The following is a 24,599-nucleotide window of genomic DNA, read 5'->3' on the forward strand; positions in this document are numbered from 1 at the left end:
CCAATGCTAATATGTTGAGAGATTATAATATAAAAAGGCTTTGTTCATTATCAGGAGCTGATTTGCAGCTCTTTTTCTTTTGCAACTATGGGGTAAGAATAGTTGCAAAAGAAAAAATTATTATACATAAATAATATAATTTGAGGAGAGTAAAGATGAAGACTGATAATTTCGATTATATTGAACTTTGGAGGAAATCCATGGTAGATCATTATGGTAAAATGCCGAATCGACTAAAAGATGATGCAGCAGAAGAAGCTTTTTGGTCATCCATGGTTGAAAGAAAAAAACAACATAAAGCGGACCCTTATGCAAAACATGTGTACCAAGAGTTACTGCCATTATTAAATCGCGAAGACCATGTATTGGAAATCGGTCCTGGCTGGGGCAATTACACCTTTGATATTGCAAAAGAGGTCAGGAAGCTAACTTGTATTGATAGTTCTAAAAGCATTATCAGTTTTTTGGCATCTCAGGCGAACGAAAAAGATATCAAGAACATAGATTTGATTCATGATAAGTGGGAAAGTGAGACGAAAAGGGATAAATATGATGTAGTTTTTGGTTTTAATTGTTATTACCGTATGACAGAAATCGGTCAAACCTTCTTAAAAATGAATGAGTCTGCAGCCCGGTTAGTGATAGTAGGTATGACAACCGGACCAGAAAAACCTCATTATATGGAATTGAAGCAACGAGGATACACGATCAATTTAAGAAAGCGGGATTACATACACATTTTGAATGTTTTGTATCAACTTGGAATACTGGCGGATTGTAAGATCGTTAAATTGAAAAGTAAAAAAATCTATTCCACCTATGAAGAAATGATTCGCGATAATACAACAAAAATTCTCGATGAACATTTTTCCTATGATGAAGTAAAAACGATTCTAAATAAATATGTGGTGGAAAAAGAAGGAGTTTTCGAATACGAATATCCATTTCATGCAGCTTTGATGTATTGGAATCCGAGGTAAAATTAACTATTCCAGTACCATTTTCTCTTAATTCATTATCTTATTTTTAATGTCCTTTAGGAAAAAGGTATTTTTTCTGAAGGATATTCGCAAAATAATACTAACAAGGCTACAAAACAATGATGGGAAAACGGAGTGTGAATGATACATGAAAGAAATATCCGAAAAGAGATTTTGTGAAACTTGTAAAAAAGAGACAGTACATACAGTAACTGAAGATGCATTAGAAATAGAATATTCCTGTAATGAGTGCGGTCAGCACCAAGACATTTTCAAGACATTTTTTTAGAAAACATTCGAAACAATTCAAATGGAATTCGCAATCGAAATTTTGCTGCAAGGGAAGAAGTTTGACTAAAGTCGTCTTTCTTTGGTATGTCTTTCTTTGGTATTTTGACATGACCAACCCTAATGGAATGACTCCCCGAATAAAGGAATACCAGTAGGAGTTCTTTCAACGCCGCTCAGATATTCCCACTCCCCAGTTGAATTAGTCAATCTCAATGATGCCGTAGGGGTCTTGAAGATTGCAAAAGGAATCGAATTGGACAATGCAGGGAAAGATTTAAGTTTCCTATACTGTTCATACTTTAGAAGTTTTCCGCTTTACAAGGCAAAAGAATAGATCATGACCGCCAATTACTTTCTCAATGATGGGCTAATCCAAATAAAAAGACAGCACTCTGGTTGTGAGTGTTGTCTTTTTGGTTTGAAAAGAAAGTGTTTGAATTCTTTTATTCTTGGCTTTTACTTTCTCCGTTGACGAGACCATCAAGACTGAGTCTTACGCCATGTGGTGGAGCAATTATGAAATCAATTAAAAAATACAGCGGTAAAACTTTCTTATTTCTATTTCAACGGCATTTAATGTGTGATATATTGCATATTATATATTGGTATTTCAAGGAGGTAAAGCCGTTGGTGCATTCAAATTCATTACAAAAAATTAAACGTACTTCTGTACGTGAAGAAGCATACATGATATTGCGGGATTGGATTGTACAGGGAATCCTAACACCAGGCCAACAATTACGTGACAAAGAATTAGCCGAACAATTGGGAGTAAGCAGAACCCCTATTAGAGAAGCACTTTTAAGGCTTGAGGATGAGGGATTTGTAGAGACCAAGCCGAGCCGTTCAACTATTGTTTCCCCCATTCAATTGGAAGGGGTATTAAACATATATTCCATTGTATGGACTCTGGAAAAGTTAGCTATGGAACAGGCTTTTGATTTCATTGAAGAAAAACACTTAATTGAGATGGAAGCCAACAATCATGAAGTGAAAAAAGCAATCGACGAGGGAAATCAAATAGTGGCCGTTCAGAAAGATGATGACTTTCACTCCATTTACATCAATCTTTCTACAAATGAAGAATTGAAGCGGATTCTATCAGGACTCAAACAAAAACTTATACGAATTGAACTGTTTTATTTTAATCAGGTAAGTGATGTTGATCTTTCCGTTGATGAGCATGATCAGATCATACAGGCTTTAAGGAATGGAAATCTAAATATGGTGCTTAAGGTGATAGAAAAGAATTGGAAAGAAAGTTACTATAGAATTCAAGCCCATACGGAACGTGTAAAAAGTGGGGAAGAAAAAAATGAGTAATGATACTTTAGTTGCCATATCACCTTCAAGAAATAAAGGGATTGCACTAGTACTGACTGGCGCTGCATTATGGGGAGTATCAGGAACGGCAGCTCAATATCTATTTCAGCAGCAAGGTTTCAGTCCTGAGTGGCTAACTGTTGTACGCTTGTTGCTTTCTGGAATCATCTTATTGGGGGTCGCATATAAGAACGAAAGAATGAAAGTTTTTGAGATTTGGAAAACTAAAAAAGATGCGCTTCAAATTATCCTTTTTGCAATTTTGGGAATGCTCGCTGTTCAATACACATATTTTGCAGCAATTGAACATGGCAACGCAGCCACTGCTACAGTGCTTCAATACCTGGCACCTGCCCTGATCACTTGTTATTTAGCCATTCATTCCAGACGTTTTCCAAGCATTACTGTGAGTGTAGCTGTGATCATAGCGATTTTAGGCACTTTTTTGCTTGTGACAGGAGGAAGCATACATACACTTTCCATTTCCGGGTGGGCAGTATTTTGGGGAATAACATCAGCCTTTGCATTGGCATTCTATACATTGCAGCCGTATAAACTCCTTTCAAGATGGGGTTCAATGATTGTTGTGGGATGGGGCATGTTAATTGGGGGCATATGCTTTAGCATGATTCATCCTCCATGGGCATTCGAAGGCAATTGGACGTTACCTTCATTTTCAGCGGTTTTATTCATCATCATTTTCGGTACGATCATTGCTTTTTATTTTTATTTGGAAAGTACAAAATTCATCTCTGCTTCAGAGGTAAGTTTATTAGCTTCTGTTGAGCCATTATCCGCAACCTTAATATCCGTTTTCTGGCTGAATGTAACATTCGGTTTTGCCGAGTGGCTCGGCACGCTCTGCATTATAAAAACCATTACGATTTTATCAATCGTAAAAAACAAGTAATGTCAGTTGTAAACCGGCAAAATAATGGTATCTCTCCTGTAGATTATAAACTGCCATGAAGCTCGAACATACATTAAAAAAAGCAATTACACTATATGTGAATTGCTTTTTTTGTATTTTACGAGTATTACACATGCATTTAATCATTCAAAAAGACATTGATTTTTAGAAATGCTTTTCTACCCTAATCAACTTTTACATATTACGGCTGTTTTCGATATGGTCTTACATGAACTCATTAACGGTAACATCTTCAGGTATTTAAAGCAAAAAGAATCGTTTCCGTAATACGGTCTCAAAAGCATCGTATAATTCTTCTATGAAATGTAATTGAGAAGAGTTTACCTTATGTCTATATAATGTTGCAGAACCTTTGACGGGAAGAATTTGAGGGGCAATGGTCGTAAGGATACAATAATGGCAGGGGGCATAGTTAAATTCTGTTGTGCTTGCTTTAAACAGTTGTACATCGCTTTACCGCCAACTGAATTGGCAGAGTGAATAGTAATGCGATTGGCAAATAGTTTTTCTTTGACCATCTTTTGAACAAGCATAAAACCATTCCTGGTTTTATTTAATAAATCATGGTCCAAAGAGAGATGTTCAATATCAAAGTTTTGCAATAGCTCTATACATTCGTCTATAGTCTCGACTAACACATAGCCATCGGGTGCTTTCCGATAGTCATCCAGAAAAACGCTGATTTTCTCCATTTCTTACACTCCTTTCCTTATGACTAAGAAAAGTAAATTAAACCCAAGAAAATATGGTTTTATATATTAAGTCTAACACAACAAAGTAAGAAGGGTGCATATTCGACGTTAAAGACTAATATACGACAGCCTTTTTTAATAAATATTCTATATACTTATCGTTGTGCTACTTCAACTAACGGATCTTTACTAAAAGGAGGAACTGTTACTTAGCAACCCCCTTATAAAACTAAGTTGCATGGTTTGTAATAAAAAACTTATTGTCCAACTCCCTCTAAATATCCCTTGTTAAATATGGTACAAAACATCCACTTATAAGTTAATGATTGTAATAATTTGGGTAAAAGGTAATATCTTGACTTAAAGGAGAAGTGATATGTTACATCCAGACGAGATTTACCTTGTACTTAGGGACAAAACGCTGCTGTTGGAGTTAAAGGAACAAATTAATGACTATCATCTTTCCTACTTATCAATGATTAATGATCAGCTTTCATTGATTGATAATGCTCTAAAAGAAGAATGTAACGTTGATTCCTTCACTATGTCAAAAGGATAAAACGAACATTTACTTATATAGGGGATCAATTTTTTAACTATAATAAACCAGCTTAGCGCCCTCTGGGAAAGGCGCTTTTTTAATGTCAAATTTAATTGGTCACCTAAAAAGATCAGGTATACCTCCATGTTCTGGTTAGTTATATTGCGAGCGGACGCTTATTTATCACCTTCATCATTACGATGATGGTCTTTTTCATTTTGATAAACAGCAATTTTGGTGTCATCTCCAATGCTTTCAAGTGTAGCCATGGCCATCTGTTCTCTAATGCGAATGATATGGGCATCCATTAATTGCTTGGCTTTGTCCGCTTCTTTTAGTGCGATAGAATGGTAGATTTCTTTATGTTCTTGAAGCGTTTCATGAAAATGACCTGGTTTTGCGAAACGGTGTCGCCTGGTGGCACGGATAGTATCTTTCATTTGATCACTAAGGGTATGGACCAATCCAGCAAATATTGAATTGTTTGTGGCTTGTGCGATACTATAGTGGAAATGTAAATCTGCTCGCAAACCTAATTCTTCATCATGTTCCGACCGTGCCATTTCTTCAAGAGCTTTAAGGATTTTTTGTAAATCAAGAGAGTTTGCTCTCTGTGCAGCAAGAAAAGCACATTCGGTTTCAATTACTCGACGGACTTCAAGCATTTCATAGACCATGTTGTCTTCAGCTTTGATGATTGAGGTGGATAGCTGTTCGATCAGTGACTGAACATCAGATTTTCTGATAAATGTCCCATCACCTGGTCTTACTTCAATGACTCCGTTAATTTCCAATACTCGAAGGGCCTCTCTGATTGATGTTCGACTCACTTTAAAACGATTGGACAACTCCCGTTCAGGGGGTAATTTATCTCCTGGTTTCAATTCACCACTAATAAAAGATTCCTTAATTTGATTGAAGATGATTTCGTACACTTTTGGAGATTTAACTGGTATAGAATCCATTACTTCCTTCACATCCTTCAACAACAACCCTAAAATCATGTTGGTACGACTATTAGTCGAATAATTTTAACAAGCATTGATTTATGAATCAAGGGGAAGCGCAATATTATAATCAAAATAAGTAATTATTAAAAAAAATCAAACATTAAAATTGGTTAGACCAATATTAGATATAGTTTCAGTCAATCCCGTTCATTTGGCAATTCCAGGTGCTTTCATTTTTGGTAATACGGGTGGGGAACCAGCTATAATCACTGACATTATAAGCATTTATGCATGCAGAATCCAAATAAAAGGATAATTGTTGAAAAAGTCAAAAAATTTAGTATAATGAAAATTGGTTAGACCAATTATGAAATGATTAAAGAATGGTCCAGGACGAAACATTCATAAATGGAAGCGATATCATTTTAATCTATTAAGGAGGGGGGAACCATTTATTAATACAATACTAATTCTTGGTATGGTGCGACCAAAACTTTTGATAGGACAAAAATAGAGGTTATAGCAGAAAGAAGGAGAATTGAATGGAAGCGGCTAGTGTAAATTTGATCAACGCTTTAAAGGAAGTACTTTCGGAAAATCAAGTAACAGAAAACCAGACTGTGAGAGAATTACACGGAAGAGATGAGTCATATCATGCTGTAAGTCTTCCTGATATTGTTGTATTTCCAGAAACAACACAGCAAGTTAGTGAAATTGTGAAATTAGCAAATATGTTCAAAATTCCGATGGTTCCTTTTGGTTTGGGATCAAGCCTCGAGGGGCATGTCATACCTTACCATCATGGCATAACCATTGATTTTTCACTAATGAATAAAATCCTTGAAGTGCGTGAAAACGATTTTCTCGTAAAGGTTCAGCCTGGCGTAACGCGATCGCAACTGAACAAAGAACTGAAAAAATACGGTTTGTTTTTTTCAGTGGATCCGGGTGCTGATGCAACTCTTGGCGGAATGGCTGCAACAAATGCCAGTGGAACGACATCAGTTAAATATGGTGTGATGCGTGACCAAGTCCGCGATCTTGAAGTGGTTCTTGCAGATGGTTCCATTATTCATACTGGCAATTTGGCCGCTAAATCGTCATCGGGTTACCATCTAAACGGTCTTTTTGTTGGGTCTGAGGGAACGCTAGGCTGCTTTACGGAATTGACGTTGAGAGTTTACGGTATTCCTGAGCACGTTATGGCGGCAAGAGCATCATTTCCGGAATTGAGCAATGCGGTAGAAGCTGTTGTTTCCATTTTGCAGTCAGGTGTTCCAATCGCAAGGGTGGAGCTTGTCGATGAACCATCAATGAAGCAGGTTAACCTCTATAGTGAAACAAGCTATAACGAAGCGCCTACACTATTTTTGGAGTTTCATGGTAATGACGCAGGGTTGAAGCAAGATGTAGAGTTCACTAAAGAAATAGTAGCAGAACATAATTGTCTCGATATTGAATTTGAGACAGATAATGCTGCCAGGAACCGCCTATGGGAAGCTCGCCATAATCTTGCATATGCTTATATTCAAGGCAATCCTGGAAAAAAACTGATGGTGACTGATGTCTGCCTTCCGATTTCAGAGCTATCTGGTGCAATTCACCATGCAAGGGAAGCTGTTGATTTACTGGGCCTTACCGGTGGGATCGTCGGCCATGTAGGCGATGGGAACTATCACGTGCTCTTAATGATCGATAATAAAAATCAAGAAGAAATTAAAAGAGCTGAACAGCTAAATGAACAAATTGTCCTATATGCCCTTCAGCGTAAGGGAACATGCACTGGTGAACATGGAGTTGGGGTCGGTAAACAAAAATATCAGAAAAAAGAACATGGGAACTCTCTGTTTGTGATGGAAAAAATTAAAGAAGCCCTTGATCCAGATAATTTATTAAATCCTAGTAAAATATTTATGCAAGAAAGAGTGTGATGAAATGAAAGTATTAGAAGCATTCAGTGCATTAGCCGGCAAATATTTTGCTGTCTGGGTTATCTTAATATCCGTCATTGCCTTTATTTTTCCAGAGCCATTTTTGGGATTGGGGGGATATATTACAATATTGCTTGGCGTTGTAATGTTTGGTATGGGGCTTACTTTGAAGGCCGTTGATTTTAAAATCATCATTACTAAACCACTGCCCGTGATAATTGGAGTTTGCGCCCAGTTTATCATCATGCCATCTGTGGCATTCCTTATTGCGAAACTCATGAATTTGCCAGCAGAATTAGCTGCAGGACTGGTTTTGCTCGGCTGTGTACCAGGCGGAACAGCCTCTAACGTTATGGTTTATCTGGCAAAAGGGAATGTACCTTTGTCGATAGCTATGACTTCGGTATCAACTTTACTGGCTCCAATCATGACGCCGCTGCTTCTGCTTTTACTGGCAGGACAATGGATGCCGGTTGACTTTTTTGATATGTTTAAGTCCATTATCCAAGTCATCCTTCTTCCGATTGTTTTAGGTTTGGCCATTAAGCGGTTTTTCCCTGTAATAGTTGAAAAAGGCTTAACCGTTTTACCGCTTATTTCGGTAGCAGCTATCATTACGATTGTAAGCGCAGTAGTCTCAGGTAATGCAGCTAGTATTGCTGCATCCGGGTTCCTTATTTTCACTGCCGTAATGCTTCACAACGGATTTGGGCTGCTGTTCGGTTACTTAGCAGCAAAAGTGCTTGGACTTGATGAAGTGAATAGAAGAGCAATTTCGATTGAGGTAGGCATGCAGAACTCAGGGTTGGGCGTTGCGCTTGCTACTGCGCATTTCGGCCCTCTGGCAGCACTTCCAAGCGTACTGGCTGCTGCATGGCACAACATATCCGGACCAATTCTCGCGACTTACTGGTCTAAAAAGTCTGCTGACGACAGTATAGAGGAAGCGCCAGTTCATCCGGTGGAGAACAAACTTTAATTATATTTAAGTTAAAAGAGATCCTATGCTTCCAGCTGGGATTTTTTTGCTGCTGCAATATTAACTAGGGAGGGAAGTGGAAGGGCAAATAACCATGCTGATTGAATTCTAGAATTCATCTATGAAAAAGAGAGCCATTCTGTTAATGCTCTCCTATATCAAGCATGTAGTAGCAATAGCTTTAACAGGCAGAATATAAATATCAATAAAGAAAAAATTAAGGAAGTACTAGAACCAAATTATGAATTAATTGTTATAATTAGTGATCTTTTTATAGGAGGTTCCAAGTGACAGAATCTTTCAAAAAGTCATTAAGATATTGAGAAGAAGGGGGGAGGGAGTCTAATTTCCCTTTTACTCTAACTAAAAATCGTTTGATTTTCTATGTTAACTTGCTCCCATATTAAATCCACTATTTCTTGGCGTCTCATTCTTGAAGTTTCAAGTAATTTAAACATTAATTCATCATATTTTAAGTGCAAATTGTGACGTTGTAGTGTCCGTGTATTAATACTTTGATAGATGACCTAATCTTATACAAAACAGCTTACATAGGACGATGTGAGTTCATCTAAGTCCAATTTAACGTTCAACAGGGTAAGTAGAACCATTATCATGAATATTAATATCCCATATATCAATAATAAAAAGGTGTTTTTAAACTTTGGAAGGAGATGGTGTTATGAAAAAATTATTGTTGATGGGATTTATTTTTTTATTTCCTCTAAACATGGTGTCTGGACCAACCAGTGCATACGCTAAACCGCAGGTACAAAGTGTTAGTCAATCTGAGGTAAAGTTCGCAAATGAATTCAGGAAACTTTGGATTGATCATGTATTGTGGACAAGTAATTACATTACAAGTGCAACAACAACTGGAGCGGAGGATCAAAAACAGGTATTGGCTAGGCTTCTGAAAAATCAGGAGGATATTGGAAATGCTATAAAGCCAGTATACGGAGAGAAAGCTGGGAATAAACTTACGGATTTGCTTAAGGAGCATATTGTTATTGCCGGAAAGATTGTAGATGCGGCTAAAAGCGGAAATGAAGTCTTGGTGAAACAGCTAAACAAAGAATGGTATAGAAATGCTGATGAGATAGCAGCTTTCCTTAGCGGTGCCAACCCCTATTTGAAAAATGAAGATCTAAAAAATTTGCTTTATATGCATTTGAAATTAGTTACAAATGATTTAACTGCAAGCTTAGCAAAAAATTGGAATGCAAGAATTGTTTCAATTGACGAAGGGGTCACACATATAATCCTAATGGCAGATTCTATCTCTGAGGGAGTTGTAAAGCAGTTTCCGGATAAGTTTAAATGATAATCTTAAGAATCCTCCAGCATTATGTTGGAGGTTTTTTCATTATGAGAGGCATTTACTTTTGTTTATATAACTGGTTCAAGCAAATATCACTAAACTTAGTTCGTTACTTATGTATGGGATAGTATCCTATGCATATCAATCTAAACAATAACTATTAGATGGATCGTATACTAGCGTTTACGATAATCTGTTTTTAGTGGAGTAGAAGGAAAACAAATAATAAAATAGGGGTTGCAAAAGATTATTTTTATTTTTTTTTGAACAAACGGCTATGTTAATTCAGTAAAATTTCTTCCAGGACTAAAACGGCAGTGTTGTTAGTATATTTCCAAAGAACAAGCGTCAAAAAGGGTGCTTTTTTTATAAGCCAACGCGGAAGTATACTCGTATTAAGAAAGCTTGGAGCTATGGTTTTTCAAGCGTAATTTTTTAAGAAGAAGCATCGGGACTTCAGGACTTATGCTCTTTTATCGTTGTAACTTTTCACTGACTGGTTGTTATCAATTTGCTTAAACGCCTTTTGAAATATTGAAGTAGGTCATAAGAAATGTACGACACAGAAATTATAAGGAGTGTCTCAAATAGTTTTAACAATAAATTGTCAGATATATGATCCATTCTTAATGCCGATATAATTAAATCAAAAATATCGATGAAGACTACATGAACAATGTATATACCTAGGGCTCTTCCTCCTACTTTAGTAATGAACAAATCCTTCCCCAATGTTTTATTATTTAATGCAAATAAAAAAAGAAATGCAGTTAAAAAGATAGTGGAAATAAAATATTCCCCATGGCTTCCTGATAATATCTTTTCTAATAAGTATCCTTCTACAACTTGGATAGTAAAGAAGATAAAAATTAATAATAAATAGGTTTTGGCTGTTATTGCTCTTGACTTTTTAAAGAATTTATCATCCGCAAAGAAGAATCCCAAATTTGTATAAAAAAGACCAATGAATAAAGCATCCCGTGTACTTAGAGGAAAATCATAGAACATCGAATACGATTGTCCGAAAAGACCTAACAAGTTGAATATTAGGCTGATGGTTAAAAGAAGCCTTGCTTTTTTTAACTTAAAAAAACCGAATAGAATGATAACGCTCCAAATTAATGCGGTTAAAAACCACAATTGGTATCCGCTAGTCCCAGTTCCGTAATATATAAGGTCAAGAAATGAAAAATGATTAATGTATTGCGCAAATTCCTTTGGTACATCGGTAGCATCTTTATAAAGAATAAGAACATCATACATCATATAAAAGAAGAGCCAGCATAAATACAGTTTCAAGATTTTTATAATATACCTTTTAAAATAATCAAAGGAATCCCTTTTATGTATCATCTTTTGACCGAACAAATAACCAGATGCAGTAAAGAAGAATGGCACCGCAAACCTTGAGAAGTTATCGAGAATAAATAGACCAATTTGGCTATCCCTAGGGAATACATGAATGACTACAACAGATAATATTGCAAAAAATTTAATAAAGTCAATCGCGTTATTTCTTTCCATTTGTTCACCCTTTTCATAACACTTTTACTTTCATTGGTTATTCCCTATATTATGTACACCAAAGAAAAATTTATTTTTCTCTTTCTGAATCCAAATACGAGATACTGTAAGACTTAATTATTGAACAGCTAATCGTTCAGGAGGGTGGACTGTCTGTAGTAGTAGCTTCACTATACGGATAGTAATCATATGAATGCCTATGTTCGTGGTAATTTGGCTCTTACAGAAGAAAACCCTGTAATCAAGCCTTTTGACTAAGGGAAATGGGGGGACTGTCTGATTGCAAATTAATTATGGCTGCTTGAAGCATTGCACAAACGCTGGACCAAACTTTTACAAAGTGTAAGTCCTCCTGATACTGAAAAGACATTTAATGTTAAGGGGTCATGCTAGACAGATTAAGGGGTATAAGCTACACATACTAGTAGCAGCAAGACTTTCATGACCTAATAATTACTGTAAAGTTCTTAAATCCATTTTATTGAAATAGCAAGGTAGCAAACTTATGCCTCAAATGATGCAGAGATGATCGTTTTTTTTATTTATAAAAGCGGGTAACTATATGTTTTTGCTGCTCTAAAAGAATTGCTTAATAGTCATAAATTAACGGTAAGAAAGAAGGGGGAGGAGGCGTTCTTTTCTCCCTAGAATTAGTGGATTTAAATTGGGAGCAAGATAATTTAGAAAATCAAACGATTTTAGTTCGAGGAAAAGAATTCACCATATGACCTTAAAGGAGATTTAAATTTATTTTAGGACATGATCCGCGTTCCCATGTAATTAGAAATGAATTAATGTTTAAACTACTCGCAACAATAGGGATGAGACGTCAGGCTTTTGGTGCTTGAATACCTGCTGTGAAGTCAGACTTCATGTAATTTTCTTTTAAACAATATTTACTAAATGATTTTAAGCCCGAAATGCAGCGTTGTAGCGTTCTTGGCTTAATACTATGATTGAAGGACCTGATCTTGAACAAAACGACGCACACTGGACGATGTGAGTTGATCTAAGTCTAATGATCGGTTGTTAGCAGTTAAAAACTCACCGTAGAGCTTAAAATCGAATGCGTAAGTAATTAAGGTGTTTATGGAGTAATTATTCTCAATTTCTAAGTACATGAGATAATCATCCGAAGCTTGAACGTTATTCCTAATTATCAGAACTCCTGGGAAATTGTTCAATCCAAGATTGTTTGAAAAACAATTTATTATGATAATTGACCGACTTATAGTATGAACTAGAAAGTTATCTGAAACAGCATTGAATATTATAGTCAACTAGTGCCAATTCAGGGGGAGAGTAAATTAGGGAAATATGAAGCTGGGAACATTTCGTATAAATTTTTATTCTAGTTTACATAATATATATTATAGGAAGTTATATTTTTAATGTTAATTTTGTCTCATATCTTAAGAATACTTAACTTAGTGAGACAAAATACGAATTTTTATATTTAATCATGGCTATTATTTATCTATAATCTTTTTATCTAATTTCAGTTACATTTATTTAGTAAAAATGTTTGATTAATTAGTTAAGGTTAAACATTGGCACAAATTCAATACTAACTTTGTGTGATTAAAAAATAATATTGGATAATACATATTAATGATTATTAATATGTATTATCCTTTAAAATCCACTTTCAACAAAAAAACCAGTCATTCCTTTATTCTCCTTCATACAACTAATATATGTTCCAGCAATCTATGATTCCGAATAATACCGGGCTCTAATCAATTTGTAACGAATTGGCAAAACTAAATGTCCCCCACTCTGTCCACCATTTTAATCGAGAGATAAACACTAACTACTCCTAATAAACATAGTACTGTATTCACAATATTAGTATTAAGATCGACATTCAGTAGAAAAGAGAAATTTTGAAATTGCATTAGAAATATTGCACAAAGAATTGTTGGTATCGTTGCTCTTTTCCAAATACCAAAGAAAAAGAGTGGTATTAAACTAATAAGCGTAACAATTAAAGAATGAACAATCATCTTACTTAAATATGTGGTAATATCTTCAGCAGTCGGTTGCCCGTTAATGATATGAAATGCCTGATCAAGTAAATAAGTTGTCATGCCAGACAACAAAAAGGATACTAACGTGCAAAGGAAAACAAAAAGTGAGATAAAAAGAGCCTTTGCCATAACCAATTTTTTTCGACTTATCGGATATCCGAATGAAAGAGATATTGTTTTATTTTTATATTCATCGATTACAACCTGATTAATAAGAGAAGCTCCAAAAAGAACAAATCCCAGCTGCATTGACATCATAAGCTGGATGATGGTTGAATAACTTTGACCGAATTCCGCACTGACCATTTTAATAAAAAACATGGGTAAAAACATCAATATGCCCCAATATATAATCAGCTCACTAAGGATCATTTTTTGCCTTAACTTTCTCCACTCCAACTCCATTAATTTAACCAACTTTTCCACCCCCATGAATTTGTTGATAAAAATAATCTTCTAAAGTACTTGTATGCTTTTGTATTTCCTCGATATCTACATCATGCATAATTAGTTTTTTGGATATTTCGCTTTGCGGCAAAGTGAGATCATATATTCGAATCCTATTGTCCTGCACAATTTTCATATTGGAAATTTGGAGTTCATACTCAAGTAAATAGATTGATTTCTCCACATCTTTTGTGACAATTTCAATATAGTCTGTTCGTTGCTTACTAATATCTGCTAAAGTCACTTCGTTCACGAGCTTTCCATCCTTAATGACACCAATTCTGTCAGCTACTTGTTCAATTTCCCCTAAGATGTGACTGGATAGAAGGAAAGTAATTCCATATTCCTTATTTAACATTCGAATTAGATCTCTTATATCTTTTATGCCAATTGGATCAAGGCCGTTTGTAGGTTCATCTAATATAATCAGTTCAGGCTTCGTAATAATTGCTCTTACAATCCCCATTCGCTGCTTCATCCCTAGCGAAAAATCGCTCACAATTTTATCTTCAATCCCAGTTAGATGAACCATCTCCAACGCTTGTGTAATTGCCTTTTTATCATAAAAGCCTAAGTATTCACAATGAAGCTGAAGATTTTCCATAGCAGTTAAATGTTCAAAAAAGATTGGGTACTCAATAATACTTCCGACCCGTTTCAAGCCAGACTTCTCGGTTTTCGTTAGCTTCTGGCCAAACAATTCAATCTCTCCTGTGGTTGGACTTATTATTCCTGTTAGCATTTTCATGATTGTCGTTTTCCCTGCACCATTTTGACCAAGAAAACCATAAATTTCACCCTTTTTTATATGAAGATTCACATTAGATACGAGCAATTTCCCTTTTACCTTTTTTGTTAAGCTATTTGTTTTAACAACATAATCCATCATCTTTGCCTCCCTTATTGCTATCTACATCTATCTTAGTCAGAGAAAGTATCTTTTTTCTTTCTCAATCCTTACATGTTCCTTAAGTTTAGAAAAATGACGTAAGAGCTCATGTCAATCCCGAAGCTAAAAAAGAGCTGTTCCGTTAGAACATCTCTTAAAGAAGTTTTAATATGTAATTTGTTTAAAAATACAAGTAAAGCTCGTTTTTTCATAAGGTTTACTGTATAAATGGATGGTACCCTTCATCTCTTCTGTTAAGCGTTTTGATATACTTAGACCCAATCCGCTCCCTTGAAATTTTGGGTTTCTGGCATCATCTAATGTATATAACCGGTCAAACACCCGATCTTGATGGATTTCTGCAATACCTTTACCTCTATCCCAAATCTCTACAGAAACTGCTCCATCACCCTCTCGAAGTGTTAATCCGAAGACCCCTCCATCACTGCCATATCGAATTGAATTTGAAATAAGGTTATTAAATATACGATTTAAGGCGTCCTCATTACCTAAGATGTAAAGATGCTGATCTGGGATATCAACTTCGACTTGAAGTCCTTTTGCGAGCAGTAAATCATAAAACTCCAATACATTTTTTCTGCAAACTTCATTGAGTGAAAGTTTACTTAAAGGAATCACATAATCATCTGATTCTATTTTTACCAGATCAAAAAACTGATTAAGTAAACCAGTTAAGTTCAATACTTTTTCATGCAGCCTTACCATTAATACCTTCTTTTCCTCTTCAGTTATCATTTCATTCAGTTTCAATTTTTCTACATAACCTAAAATAACCGTAAGTGGTGTTTTTAAATCATGAGACATATTGGATATTAATTTTCTTAAGCTATCTTTTGTTTTTACATAATCCGCACTTACCTTTTGATTGAAATCCAATAGCCTGTTTATTTGAATGAGTAATTGCTGAATGGCTTGCTGATCGGTCGGCATCAATACTTTTTCAGATGTTTCATATTTGATGATATCGCTTAATTTTCCACTTATTTCATAAAGGTTTTGCTTAAGTTTTCTTCGGGACAAATACTGGAAGACATTTATGATTACTAAAAAAATAATCATTGCACAAAGAATGATTACCATGAGCTACACACCTAATTTATAACCAATCCCCCATATCGTTCTAATATATTGTGGGTTGGATGGGTCCTTTTCAATTTTTTCACGAAGTCTCCTTATATGTACGTTAATGACATTTTCATTCCCGTAATAATCATCTTCCCAAATAAAGTGGTATATTTGTTCCTTTGTAAATACTCTGCTTTGATTGGTCATAAACAACTTTAATATGTGAAACTCCTTTGATGTCAGTTGGACAGTTCTCCCTCTAACATTTACAGTAAATGAATTTAAGTCAAGGGTGAGCTCTTCATAATGAAGAACATTTTGGGTGGAGTTGCTTTCGGATGGATGATATTGCGTTGCCCTGCGAATGGCAGCATGAACTCTAGCTGTTAATTCAATCATCGAAAATGGCTTGGAAATATAATCATCGGCGCCAAATCCAAGTCCAAGCGCTTTGTCGAGATCACTTCCTTTTGCAGAAATAATTAATATAGGAACCATGCTCGTTTCTCTTACTTTTTTCAATAAATCCATACCAGTCAATTTAGGAATCATTAAATCAAGGAGGAGTAAGTCAGGTTCTTTATCATGAAAGAGAGCAAGAGCCTCTTCCCCGTCAAATGCGGCATGTACTGTATAATTCTCCTGCAATAGGGCACTTACTATTAATTGACTAATTTCTACATCATCCTCAATTAGCAGAATACTCTTCTGCATACTTCCACATCCTTCTGAGTGTTGAATTGTAAATGTACCTTATTTCTATATACGCACTATAAATTTTAAAAAGCACACAAAATAGTTATTGGTTCGATTATTCAATTAATACACTTTAGTTCACTTATTATTTATCATACTTAGTCATTTACTCTAAGAATCTCTAATTGCTTTGTTGTAGTAAGCAAGTCTATTGTATTATTTCCCTTCGTGTAAAAAACGGAAGCTCCTTCACTTTTCCCCTTTTTCCATCCATTCGCTTTAAGGGCTAAATCATATCCATATGGTATGCCATTTTCTTCAGAAGCCCTTGACCATTCATATCTATTCCCTTGTTCATTTGTCTGAACCAATTCAGCATTTCTAGGTACAGGGAATTCGTATAAATCTTCTGTAGTTGTGTATGAAGAAGAAATGAAGTATGAAATGATTGCCCCGCCTATTATGAATAAAGCAGCTATGGTGGGTGCCCCACTAATCCTTTTCTTCATTTGCTTATCCTTTCCTAAAGAACTATTTAAAAAATCGTTATCTAATAATTCTGTAGTAATCCGAATTAATCTTTCTTAACTGACTTGATTTATCAATTTTGTTATTCTGATATATAAATTAAATGGAAAAATGAGAAAAATCACGAGTTAACACTTAAATAAAGTTATATAAATATAATTTATCTCGATGACAATTCAAAGGTTTTTATCATGAAAGTTCCGCTTTCTTCTGAGAATGATGATAGATCCTCTGTTTAACCACATCATCCCCTATAAGACATGTTCACTTAACTTATAGCATGAATAACCTTTAATAAATGTTTAAAGCTTAATATGTTCAAGCTTTGACCGCTTTCATAAGTGCAACAACATGCTGAGAATCAATAGGAAGCTGCTAAGAGTTATAAGGTAAACCTTTAAAACGAATTTGTTTAGAAACACTGTCTACCTTCAGCAATCAGTTCTTGGGTATCATGAGTGCACTTCATTTATATGTAAATCGTAAAAGTCGATTTTTACATTTTATAAAAAAGTATTTAATAAGTTTCTAAAATCATTGAGAAATGCCAGCTGTGATTAGAATGGTTTAACTAAGGTAGTCTGATAAAGCGGAATAATAATATTATGTAAACATTAATTGAGAAACTTTGATCACCTTTTTCTTTTACATGTGAAAGTTCTTAATAAGAAGTTGCTGAAAGTTGGTTTGTAAGTAATTGATATGTACCTTTTTTTCTACTGTCTTGAAATGGCTTTTCGCGTTAGAGTTGCGAATAAACCAGTCTCTCCTTCAACCTTCTGTTATAAATAAGGGTGATGCACTTTTAAAGGCACCAATGGAACCTTATATCTAATAGATAAAAAAGGAACACGAAATCGCACTTGATCTCTTGTTCCTTTTTGTAAGATAGGCTATTTAAGTTCGAATGGATTCGATACGGCTTTGGATGAATTCGAACGAGGTTTTTGCTTCTTGGACGATTTGTTTTATTAGTTCATTGACGGTCAATATTTCTTTTATCAGTCCTACGGATTGACCGCATGACCAGATGCCTCCGTCTAAATTTCCTTCAAAGTATACTTTCTTGCTTCTTTGTCCGGTAATTAGCGGAATCAATTCCTCTATAGTGGCACCTTCATTTTCAAGTTTGTCCACTTCTTTGCTGACGGCATTTAATGCTACACGCGACGGACTGCCTATATTCCGTTGGATGACAACCGTATCCGTTTCATTGGCCGATACCATCCACTGCTTCACGTTGTCATGAATCGGCGCTTCTTGCGTTGCCATAAAGCGAGTGCCCATGACGATACCTTCAGCACCGAGTGACAAGGCACTGATAAGGCCTCTGCCATCCGAAAATCCCCCGCCTGCTATTACTGGTATAGTAACAGAGTCAACCGCTCTAGGGAGCATGACAAGCGTTCCTACATCACCCATGCCTGGATGTCCGCCTGTTTCATTCCCTACAATAATAATGGCATCGACCCCTAATTTCTCTGCCGACATTGCGTTTTTGACGTTCGCTACCTTATGTATCACGGTAAAGCCGTGCTCTTTAAGTCTGGGCATTAAACTTTCTGGGCTTCGGCCACTCGTTTCAACGATTTTTACATCTTCGTCAATTAAAATATTGATGAACTCATCATTCGGGGGTTGCCGTTTGACTTGGAAACAGGTTCAGGTTGACAGCAAAGGGTTTCTTGGTCAAAGTTTTCACTTTCCGTATTTCATCACGGAGACCTTCTGGTGTCACCTGTGTTTTCGAAGTGATGATACCAAGTCCCCCCGCTTCTGAAACAGCGGCTGCGAGCGGGGCTCGGCCAACTTGAAACATCCCGCCGCAAATAATCGGATATTCAATCCCCAATAATTCAGTAATTCTCGTTTTCATTTGCCATACCCCTTTCATTTTTCAAGGATTTCTATAAGTCTGCTTTTCTTACAAAATGTACACACGCATGTCTATATGCCATACTTATTGAGCCGCTTGTAAAATGTACTTCTTGGTATATCCATCAGCTGTGCTGCAGCAGTGACATTTCCTCTGGATTTTTGTAATGCCTCTATCATTAGATCCCGTTGAATTTTTTCACGGATCGTCAGTTCATTTCCCTTGATCCCTTTTTTACCACCAGGTTCCTCCCATGCAGGGAAATCATCATGCCGTGTAACGGGCTGTGAATGCATGGAATTCAACACTTTATCATAATCCAGAGGTCCTTCTGCAAGTAAGATGGACAATCGCTGAAGGACATTCTGCAGCTCTCTAATATTGCCTGGCCAATTGTACTCCTTTAAACGATTCAATAATTCTTCTGTTAATGGAATATTCCAATTATTCTTCGAACACAAGTAGTTGACTAGATAAGGAATGTCTTCAATCCTTTCCCTTAATGAAGGTACATGAATGGGGTAAACGTTCAACCGATAGTATAAATCCTTACGAAAAGACCCTTCATTGACAAGCTCTTCAAGATTACGGTGTGTTGCAGTGATAATGCGAATATCCAATGAAATGCTTTTTGTGCCGCCGATCGGAACGATTTTTCTTTCCTGAAGAACACGCAGTAAGGCAACCTGCATCGCTGAAGGGATTTCACCGATTTCATCGAGAAAAATGGTCCCTCCATTTGCCTGCTCGAACTTCCCTTTGTGCCCTTGCCGTTTAGCCCCCGTAAAAGCGCCATCAACATACCCGAATAATTCACTTTCCATTAAATCTTTAGGTATGGCTCCACAATTTATCGTGACGAACGGTCCTTTTTTGCGCATGCCATTTTCATGAATAGCCTTGGCAATAAGCTCTTTCCCGACCCCTGTTTCACCGGATATATACACATTTGCTTCTGTCGGTGCAACAAGCTTCACTTTATGTAATGTGTTATGAAAGGACTCGCTAATCCCTCTTTCCCCTTTGAAGGCAAACCTTTCTGAGGGCATTGAAGCAGGAAAAAGCCTATTGGTTTCATGACCATTATTCTCTGATAAGAATAAACACTTACCGGAAATCCTATTATCCTCTTTGGATAGAAGCGGATTTTCCTTTACGATTCGATATCCATGATTTAACAGATCGGCCAATGCCATACCAATGGATTGAGGAATTTTTTTGCGAACCTGTTTACTGGCGGAGATTATTATTTCTTTATGATTACAGACGATAAAAGGCAGATCTGGATAGGTTTCTGCAAGTTCTATCGAGTGCTGGGTCAGTGCCAATTCCTTTTTATAGGAACGCACCCCCATTTCCTGTTCGATCGTATACGCCAGATTGGCTACCATACCCAGCATGGATGGATGGAAATATTCTACTGGACATGATATATCCAAAACTCCCAATATCTTACCGTCTTCATTTAAAATGGGCATCGCAGAGCAACTCCATTTGTGTGAGGCAATTGAATAATGCTCGGTACCTTGAATCATTACGGCTTCACCCGTTTTCAACGCTGTTCCAATTGCGTTCGTTCCGACTTCACCCTCTGTCCAGCATACACCTTCCACAAAATTTATTTTGCCTGCCTCATCGAGGATTTTCTCGTTTCCGGAAAGTGAAAGGACATATCCATCCGGATCGACCAATAAGGCCATCATTCCTGATTCTTTTATCGATTGATTCATCCTGGATAATTGGGGTGATGCCACTTCTAATAGAAAGGAGTTTTTTTCTCTTTTAATGTCCAATAATTCATTCGTCAAAATGTGTTTGCCTTTATTAAGGTATGGATTGACTTGATCTTTTTTGCAGCGATGCCAGGATTCCATTATTCGCTTGTTCAGACGATTTGAATCGAGAACACCTTCACTGACAAAGCGTTCCCATGTACGTAGATAACAACTAGTGGATAGCATATAATCCTCCTCTAATCATTTGGTTTAAACCTTCATTTGACCAGTCAATCTAGAGGAAAAATACCATGGAGTATTAATTAGGATGTTAATCGAGGTCTTTTTAATTATAGTAGATTATGTATTCGCTTACAATATATAGATTGAGTTTGCAAAAAAAGCATCATGTGATCATTCACATGATGCTTCTCCATTGAACAATATAGTTTATGAGAAAATAACTCCTCCATCAATCATGATGGATTGACCTGTCATATAATCCGAATCCGGTGAAGCAAGGTAAGAGACGAATTTCGCCACATCTTCTGGGGTTTCGGAGCGTCCTAAGGTTATGGAATCTGTAAACTTTTTAAATGTTTCCCCTTTAGCAAGATTCATATATTGACCCATTTTCTCATCGATTAAATCCCACATTTGCGTCCCGACAATTCCTGGACAGTATGCATTCACCGTAATGCCAAACTGGGCTAATTCCTGTGCTGCCGCTTGTGTAATTCCTCTTACGGCAAATTTCGTGGCCGAGTATGTACCTAGTAAGCTAAAACCTTTATAACTGGCGATGCTGGCAGCACTTATGATTTTCCCGCCCTCTTGCTTTTTCATTTGTTCAGCCGCGGCTTGCAGACAAAAGAGGACACCATTTACATTTATATTGAAAATCTGTTCAAGATCCTCTTGAGTTACTTCCAATAGAGGCTTTATTTGTGCAATTCCTGCATTTGAAACCATAACATCCAGTTGTCCAAAACGTTCCACAACTTGCATCACCATTTCGAATACTTCCGGTCTATTGCTTACATCCGCTTTAACGGCAAAGCTTTCACGTCCAAGTTCCCTAATCTCATTCACGACCGATTCAGCCTTATCCAGATTGACGTCATTAATGACCACATTCAATCCATCTTGAGCTAATCTTAATGCAATGGCACGTCCGATACCACGACCTGCACCAGTGACTACCGCCGTCCGTTGACCGCTAGCCATACAAATTCCCCCTTCAGTTTTAGCAATGCACAGCTTGACCTACAACATTTAAAAGAGCTTCATGTATGGATTCCGACAAGGTTGGATGTGCCGCTACTAAATCTTCCATCATATCTGCTGTTATTTCTGCATGCAGCATGACCGTTCCTTGACCAATCAATTCTGTTGCATGCTGACCAACAATGGAAAAACCTAGAATTTCATTATATTGTGGGTTCACTAGGACTTTGACCTTTCCTACCGGTTTATTGGAAAGGACAGCTTTCCCGTTTGCCGAAAAAGCGAATTCACCAACTTTAATCTCTCCATATTTTCTACGCGCTTCTTTTTCGGTCAAGCCTACACTGGCAATCTCCGGGGAGGTATAAATGCAGCGAGGGATTGCCCGGTAATTCACTTGTGCAAATTGACCGCAGGCATTCAGAGCCGCCACTCGCCCTTCATGAAAAGCAACATGGGCAAGTTGTATGCCCCCTATCACATCACCGCAGGCATAAATCGATGGATTGCTTGTTTGCATTCGATCATCCACCGAGATGCCAAGTCGGGAAAAATCAATATCGTTTCCCTCTAAGCCTATTCCGTTCACACTTGGTTTTCTCCCTATTGATACAAGTACGTAATCAGCAATCATTTCTTCCAATTTGCCATCGCTATTCTCTAAATATACCGTCTTACTGGTTGAATTGATGTTTTTGACAGATGTGGAGGTATGGACTGTAACGCCTTGGTTTTTCAATTCGTCATGCAGAATGCTTGTGATATCATCATCTTCCCCTAGAAGCAGCTTTTCCCCCATTTCGATAACGGTGACCTTGGTGCCCAACCTGCTATAAATACTGGCAAATTCACATCCGATGACGCCGCCTCCGACAATTAGCAGTGAATCGGGAATGGCAGGAAGTGACATGGCATGGCCACTGTGGATGATCCATTCACCATCAAACGGTGCAAAAGGTAGTGGAATCGGTTCTGACCCCGTTGAAATGATAATCTTACTTGCTTCAATTACTTCATTTTTTCCGTTCTCGATCCGCAGTCGATTGCTTGAAAGGATAGAAGCCCTTCCCTGAATGACCTTTATTTTATTCTTACTCATTAAATATCTAATTCCGTTCACTAGTTTAGATATGACATCTCTCTTTCGTTCCTGTACGGTATCCCAATCGACTTCTATCGAATTGGAGGGAAGGCGAATTCCCATTTGCCCGGCATTTTTCACCAAGTCATACGTATCGGCACTTTTCAATAATGACTTTGTTGGCATGCAGCCTTCATTTAAACAGGTGCCCCCCAATGGCCCATCGACTACCAATATGACCTCCTTATCCTGCTGGGCAGCAGTGATTGCCGCTACATACCCTGCAGGACCTCCGCCTATAATAGCTATACGATTCAAGAGTTTCACTCCTTTTCTATAAAATCACGGTGATTGGCTCTTCTAAATACCTTTTTAGTGTTTGTAAAAAGGCAGCCGCGGGTGCCCCGTCGAGTACACGGTGATCAAAAGTTAAACTGAGTGGCAAGATCGTTCTTTTCTCCAATTCTTCGCCAATAAAAAGCGGGGTATCGTAAGCAGAGCCAATTCCCAGTATCCCGGTCTCCGGTGTATTGAGAATAGGTGTAAAGTGCTCAACTCCATATGCCCCGAGGTTACTGATTGTAAAAGTGGACCCTTGCATGTCTTCAATAGGCAATTGAGAGTCACGTGCACATCGGGCCAATTCCTTCGCCTTATTCGATAACTGCCTTAAGGTATAATTTTCGGCATTTCTTATGACGGGAACAACGAGTCCATTCTCCAAGGCCACCGCTAATCCAAGATGGATATGCTCATACAAAATGATATTATCTTCAATATAAGCACTATTCATTTTAGGATGCTCTTTAAGTGAAAGTACGACAGCCTTCGCAACAAAGTCCGTTATAGTCAATTTAGTTGATTCATGTTTTTGCATTGTTTCAGCAGCCTGTTTTTGCAAAATGACTAGATCAGTGACATCCACTTTCATCGTTATAGTTAATTGGGCACTGCTTTGCAAGCTCTCCTTCATACGTTTAGCGATGATGTTCCTCATTCCGGTCACAGGAATCTGCTGCGGACTCTCTAAAGTAGGTTGGGGTGGGGGAACTATGCTTTTTTCTGTATTTACCGGCATGGAATCCCTTTTCTCAATTACTTTCTGTACATCTTCTTTTGTGATTCTTCCGCCTGGCCCGGTGCCTTGTATCTTCTCGATGTCAAGATTCGCTGCCTGTGCCATTTTTCGCGCAACCGGGGTGATCATTAATCGATCTCTCATTGGCAAAATGGGTGACTCTTTTGTTTTCGGCTTTTCTTGTACAGCGATTTTCGACTGTGTTTCTTTCGCAACAGGTTCATCGATCTTTATTTTTTCATTCGGATTTCCAATATGACAGATAACGGTTCCTGGAGGTACTCCTTGTCCTTCTTGAACAGCTATATTCAGAATCGTACCTACAGCTGGAGATTCAATTTCCATTTCTATTTTCTCTGAATTGATGCTGGCTATTGCTTCACCTTTTTCGACTGGATCCCCAACAGCCTTACTCCATAACGAAACAGTGCCTTCTTTCATTGCCATGCCCAATTTCGGCATTACCACTTCGACCGCCATACT

22 protein-coding genes are annotated in these 24,599 nt (G+C 37.1%); 7 read left to right on the top strand and 15 right to left on the bottom strand.

Features of this window, described 5'->3' with window-relative positions; genetic code table 11:
* Positions 1–155: 155 nt before the first annotated feature.
* The 3 genes from V3595_RS05695 (at position 156) to V3595_RS05705 (ending at position 3,504) form a co-directional block, all read left to right on the top strand.
* Positions 156–980: a class I SAM-dependent methyltransferase gene (locus tag V3595_RS05695; protein WP_485905887.1), complete on the top strand. Its 825-nt coding sequence runs from the start codon at positions 156–158 to the stop codon at positions 978–980.
* A 921-nt stretch (positions 981–1,901) separates the two neighbouring features.
* Positions 1,902–2,594 carry a GntR family transcriptional regulator gene (locus V3595_RS05700; RefSeq protein ID WP_485906757.1) on the top strand — a complete coding sequence of 231 codons (693 nt, stop codon included), beginning with the start codon at positions 1,902–1,904 and terminating at the stop codon, positions 2,592–2,594.
* Complete coding sequence (locus V3595_RS05705) at positions 2,587–3,504, top strand: DMT family transporter (RefSeq protein ID WP_485905888.1); 918 nt, start codon at positions 2,587–2,589, stop codon at positions 3,502–3,504. The genes V3595_RS05700 and V3595_RS05705 overlap by 8 nt, the downstream gene beginning before the upstream one ends.
* 341 nt (positions 3,505–3,845) lie before the next feature.
* On the opposite strand, the gene V3595_RS05710 is transcribed toward V3595_RS05705, so the two are convergent.
* Positions 3,846–4,217 carry a cyclic-phosphate processing receiver domain-containing protein gene (locus V3595_RS05710; RefSeq protein ID WP_096339513.1) on the bottom strand — a complete coding sequence of 124 codons (372 nt, stop codon included), beginning with the start codon at positions 4,215–4,217 and terminating at the stop codon, positions 3,846–3,848.
* 376 nt (positions 4,218–4,593) lie between these two features.
* Between V3595_RS05710 and V3595_RS05715 the strand changes: the two genes are divergently transcribed.
* Positions 4,594–4,776, top strand: a complete 183-nt coding sequence (locus V3595_RS05715; RefSeq protein WP_485905889.1) for a hypothetical protein — start codon at positions 4,594–4,596, stop codon at positions 4,774–4,776.
* A gap of 158 nt (positions 4,777–4,934) precedes the next feature.
* On the opposite strand, the gene V3595_RS05720 is transcribed toward V3595_RS05715, so the two are convergent.
* Complete coding sequence (locus V3595_RS05720) at positions 4,935–5,723, bottom strand: FadR/GntR family transcriptional regulator (RefSeq protein WP_485905890.1); 789 nt, start codon at positions 5,721–5,723, stop codon at positions 4,935–4,937.
* Between the two features lie 527 nt (positions 5,724–6,250).
* Between V3595_RS05720 and V3595_RS05725 the strand changes: the two genes are divergently transcribed.
* From V3595_RS05725 to V3595_RS05735, 3 genes are all read left to right on the top strand, one after another.
* Positions 6,251–7,639: an FAD-binding oxidoreductase gene (locus V3595_RS05725; protein WP_485905891.1), complete on the top strand. Its 1,389-nt coding sequence runs from the start codon at positions 6,251–6,253 to the stop codon at positions 7,637–7,639.
* A gap of 4 nt (positions 7,640–7,643) precedes the next feature.
* Complete coding sequence (locus V3595_RS05730; RefSeq protein WP_485905892.1) at positions 7,644–8,618, top strand: bile acid:sodium symporter family protein; 975 nt, start codon at positions 7,644–7,646, stop codon at positions 8,616–8,618.
* A gap of 682 nt (positions 8,619–9,300) precedes the next feature.
* Complete coding sequence (locus V3595_RS05735) at positions 9,301–9,942, top strand: glycosyltransferase (RefSeq protein WP_485905893.1); 642 nt, start codon at positions 9,301–9,303, stop codon at positions 9,940–9,942.
* A 486-nt stretch (positions 9,943–10,428) separates the two neighbouring features.
* On the opposite strand, the gene V3595_RS05740 is transcribed toward V3595_RS05735, so the two are convergent.
* The 13 genes from V3595_RS05740 to V3595_RS05800 all read right to left on the bottom strand — a co-directional run bounded on the left by V3595_RS05740 (position 10,429) and on the right by V3595_RS05800 (position 24,596).
* Positions 10,429–11,463 (bottom strand): acyltransferase, encoded by a 1,035-nt coding sequence (locus V3595_RS05740; protein ID WP_485905894.1) that lies wholly within the window; start codon positions 11,461–11,463, stop codon positions 10,429–10,431.
* Positions 11,464–12,413: 950 nt separating this feature from the next.
* The gene (locus tag V3595_RS05745) at positions 12,414–12,584 is read right to left on the bottom strand and encodes a site-specific integrase (protein WP_485905895.1); all 171 of its coding nucleotides are present in this window, start codon (positions 12,582–12,584) and stop codon (positions 12,414–12,416) included.
* 642 nt (positions 12,585–13,226) lie between these two features.
* On the bottom strand, positions 13,227–13,910 hold the full coding sequence (locus V3595_RS05750; protein WP_485905896.1) for an ABC transporter permease: 684 nt from the start codon (positions 13,908–13,910) through the stop codon (positions 13,227–13,229).
* Complete coding sequence (locus tag V3595_RS05755; RefSeq protein ID WP_485905897.1) at positions 13,903–14,826, bottom strand: ABC transporter ATP-binding protein; 924 nt, start codon at positions 14,824–14,826, stop codon at positions 13,903–13,905. The genes V3595_RS05750 and V3595_RS05755 overlap by 8 nt, the downstream gene beginning before the upstream one ends.
* A 168-nt stretch (positions 14,827–14,994) precedes the next feature.
* Complete coding sequence (locus tag V3595_RS05760) at positions 14,995–15,930, bottom strand: sensor histidine kinase (RefSeq protein ID WP_485905898.1); 936 nt, start codon at positions 15,928–15,930, stop codon at positions 14,995–14,997.
* A gap of 3 nt (positions 15,931–15,933) precedes the next feature.
* Positions 15,934–16,629, bottom strand: coding sequence for a response regulator transcription factor (locus V3595_RS05765; RefSeq protein WP_485905899.1), 696 nt, complete (start codon positions 16,627–16,629; stop codon positions 15,934–15,936).
* 140 nt (positions 16,630–16,769) lie between these two features.
* Complete coding sequence (locus V3595_RS05770) at positions 16,770–17,120, bottom strand: hypothetical protein (RefSeq protein ID WP_485905900.1); 351 nt, start codon at positions 17,118–17,120, stop codon at positions 16,770–16,772.
* A gap of 916 nt (positions 17,121–18,036) precedes the next feature.
* Entirely contained in the window at positions 18,037–18,759 is a 723-nt protein-coding gene (locus V3595_RS05775) for an NAD(P)H-dependent flavin oxidoreductase (RefSeq protein ID WP_485906758.1), read from the bottom strand.
* 7 nt (positions 18,760–18,766) lie between these two features.
* Entirely contained in the window at positions 18,767–19,015 is a 249-nt protein-coding gene (locus tag V3595_RS05780) for an NAD(P)H-dependent flavin oxidoreductase (protein WP_485905901.1), read from the bottom strand.
* Between the two features lie 71 nt (positions 19,016–19,086).
* Positions 19,087–20,976, bottom strand: coding sequence for a sigma-54-dependent Fis family transcriptional regulator (locus V3595_RS05785; RefSeq protein ID WP_249593553.1), 1,890 nt, complete (start codon positions 20,974–20,976; stop codon positions 19,087–19,089).
* Positions 20,977–21,180: 204 nt separating this feature from the next.
* A complete protein-coding gene (locus tag V3595_RS05790; RefSeq protein WP_249593554.1) occupies positions 21,181–21,957 on the bottom strand; it encodes an acetoin reductase in 777 nt (258 codons plus the stop codon).
* A 19-nt stretch (positions 21,958–21,976) separates the two neighbouring features.
* Complete coding sequence (lpdA, locus tag V3595_RS05795; protein ID WP_485905902.1) at positions 21,977–23,356, bottom strand: dihydrolipoyl dehydrogenase; 1,380 nt, start codon at positions 23,354–23,356, stop codon at positions 21,977–21,979.
* A gap of 16 nt (positions 23,357–23,372) precedes the next feature.
* Complete coding sequence (locus V3595_RS05800; RefSeq protein ID WP_485906759.1) at positions 23,373–24,596, bottom strand: dihydrolipoamide acetyltransferase family protein; 1,224 nt, start codon at positions 24,594–24,596, stop codon at positions 23,373–23,375.
* Positions 24,597–24,599: the final 3 nt, after the last annotated feature.

Origin of the sequence: Bacillus sp. CFBP9009 (assembly GCF_036541465.1) — a bacterium.
Taxonomy (GTDB): Bacteria; Bacillota; Bacilli; order Bacillales; family DSM-1321; genus Peribacillus.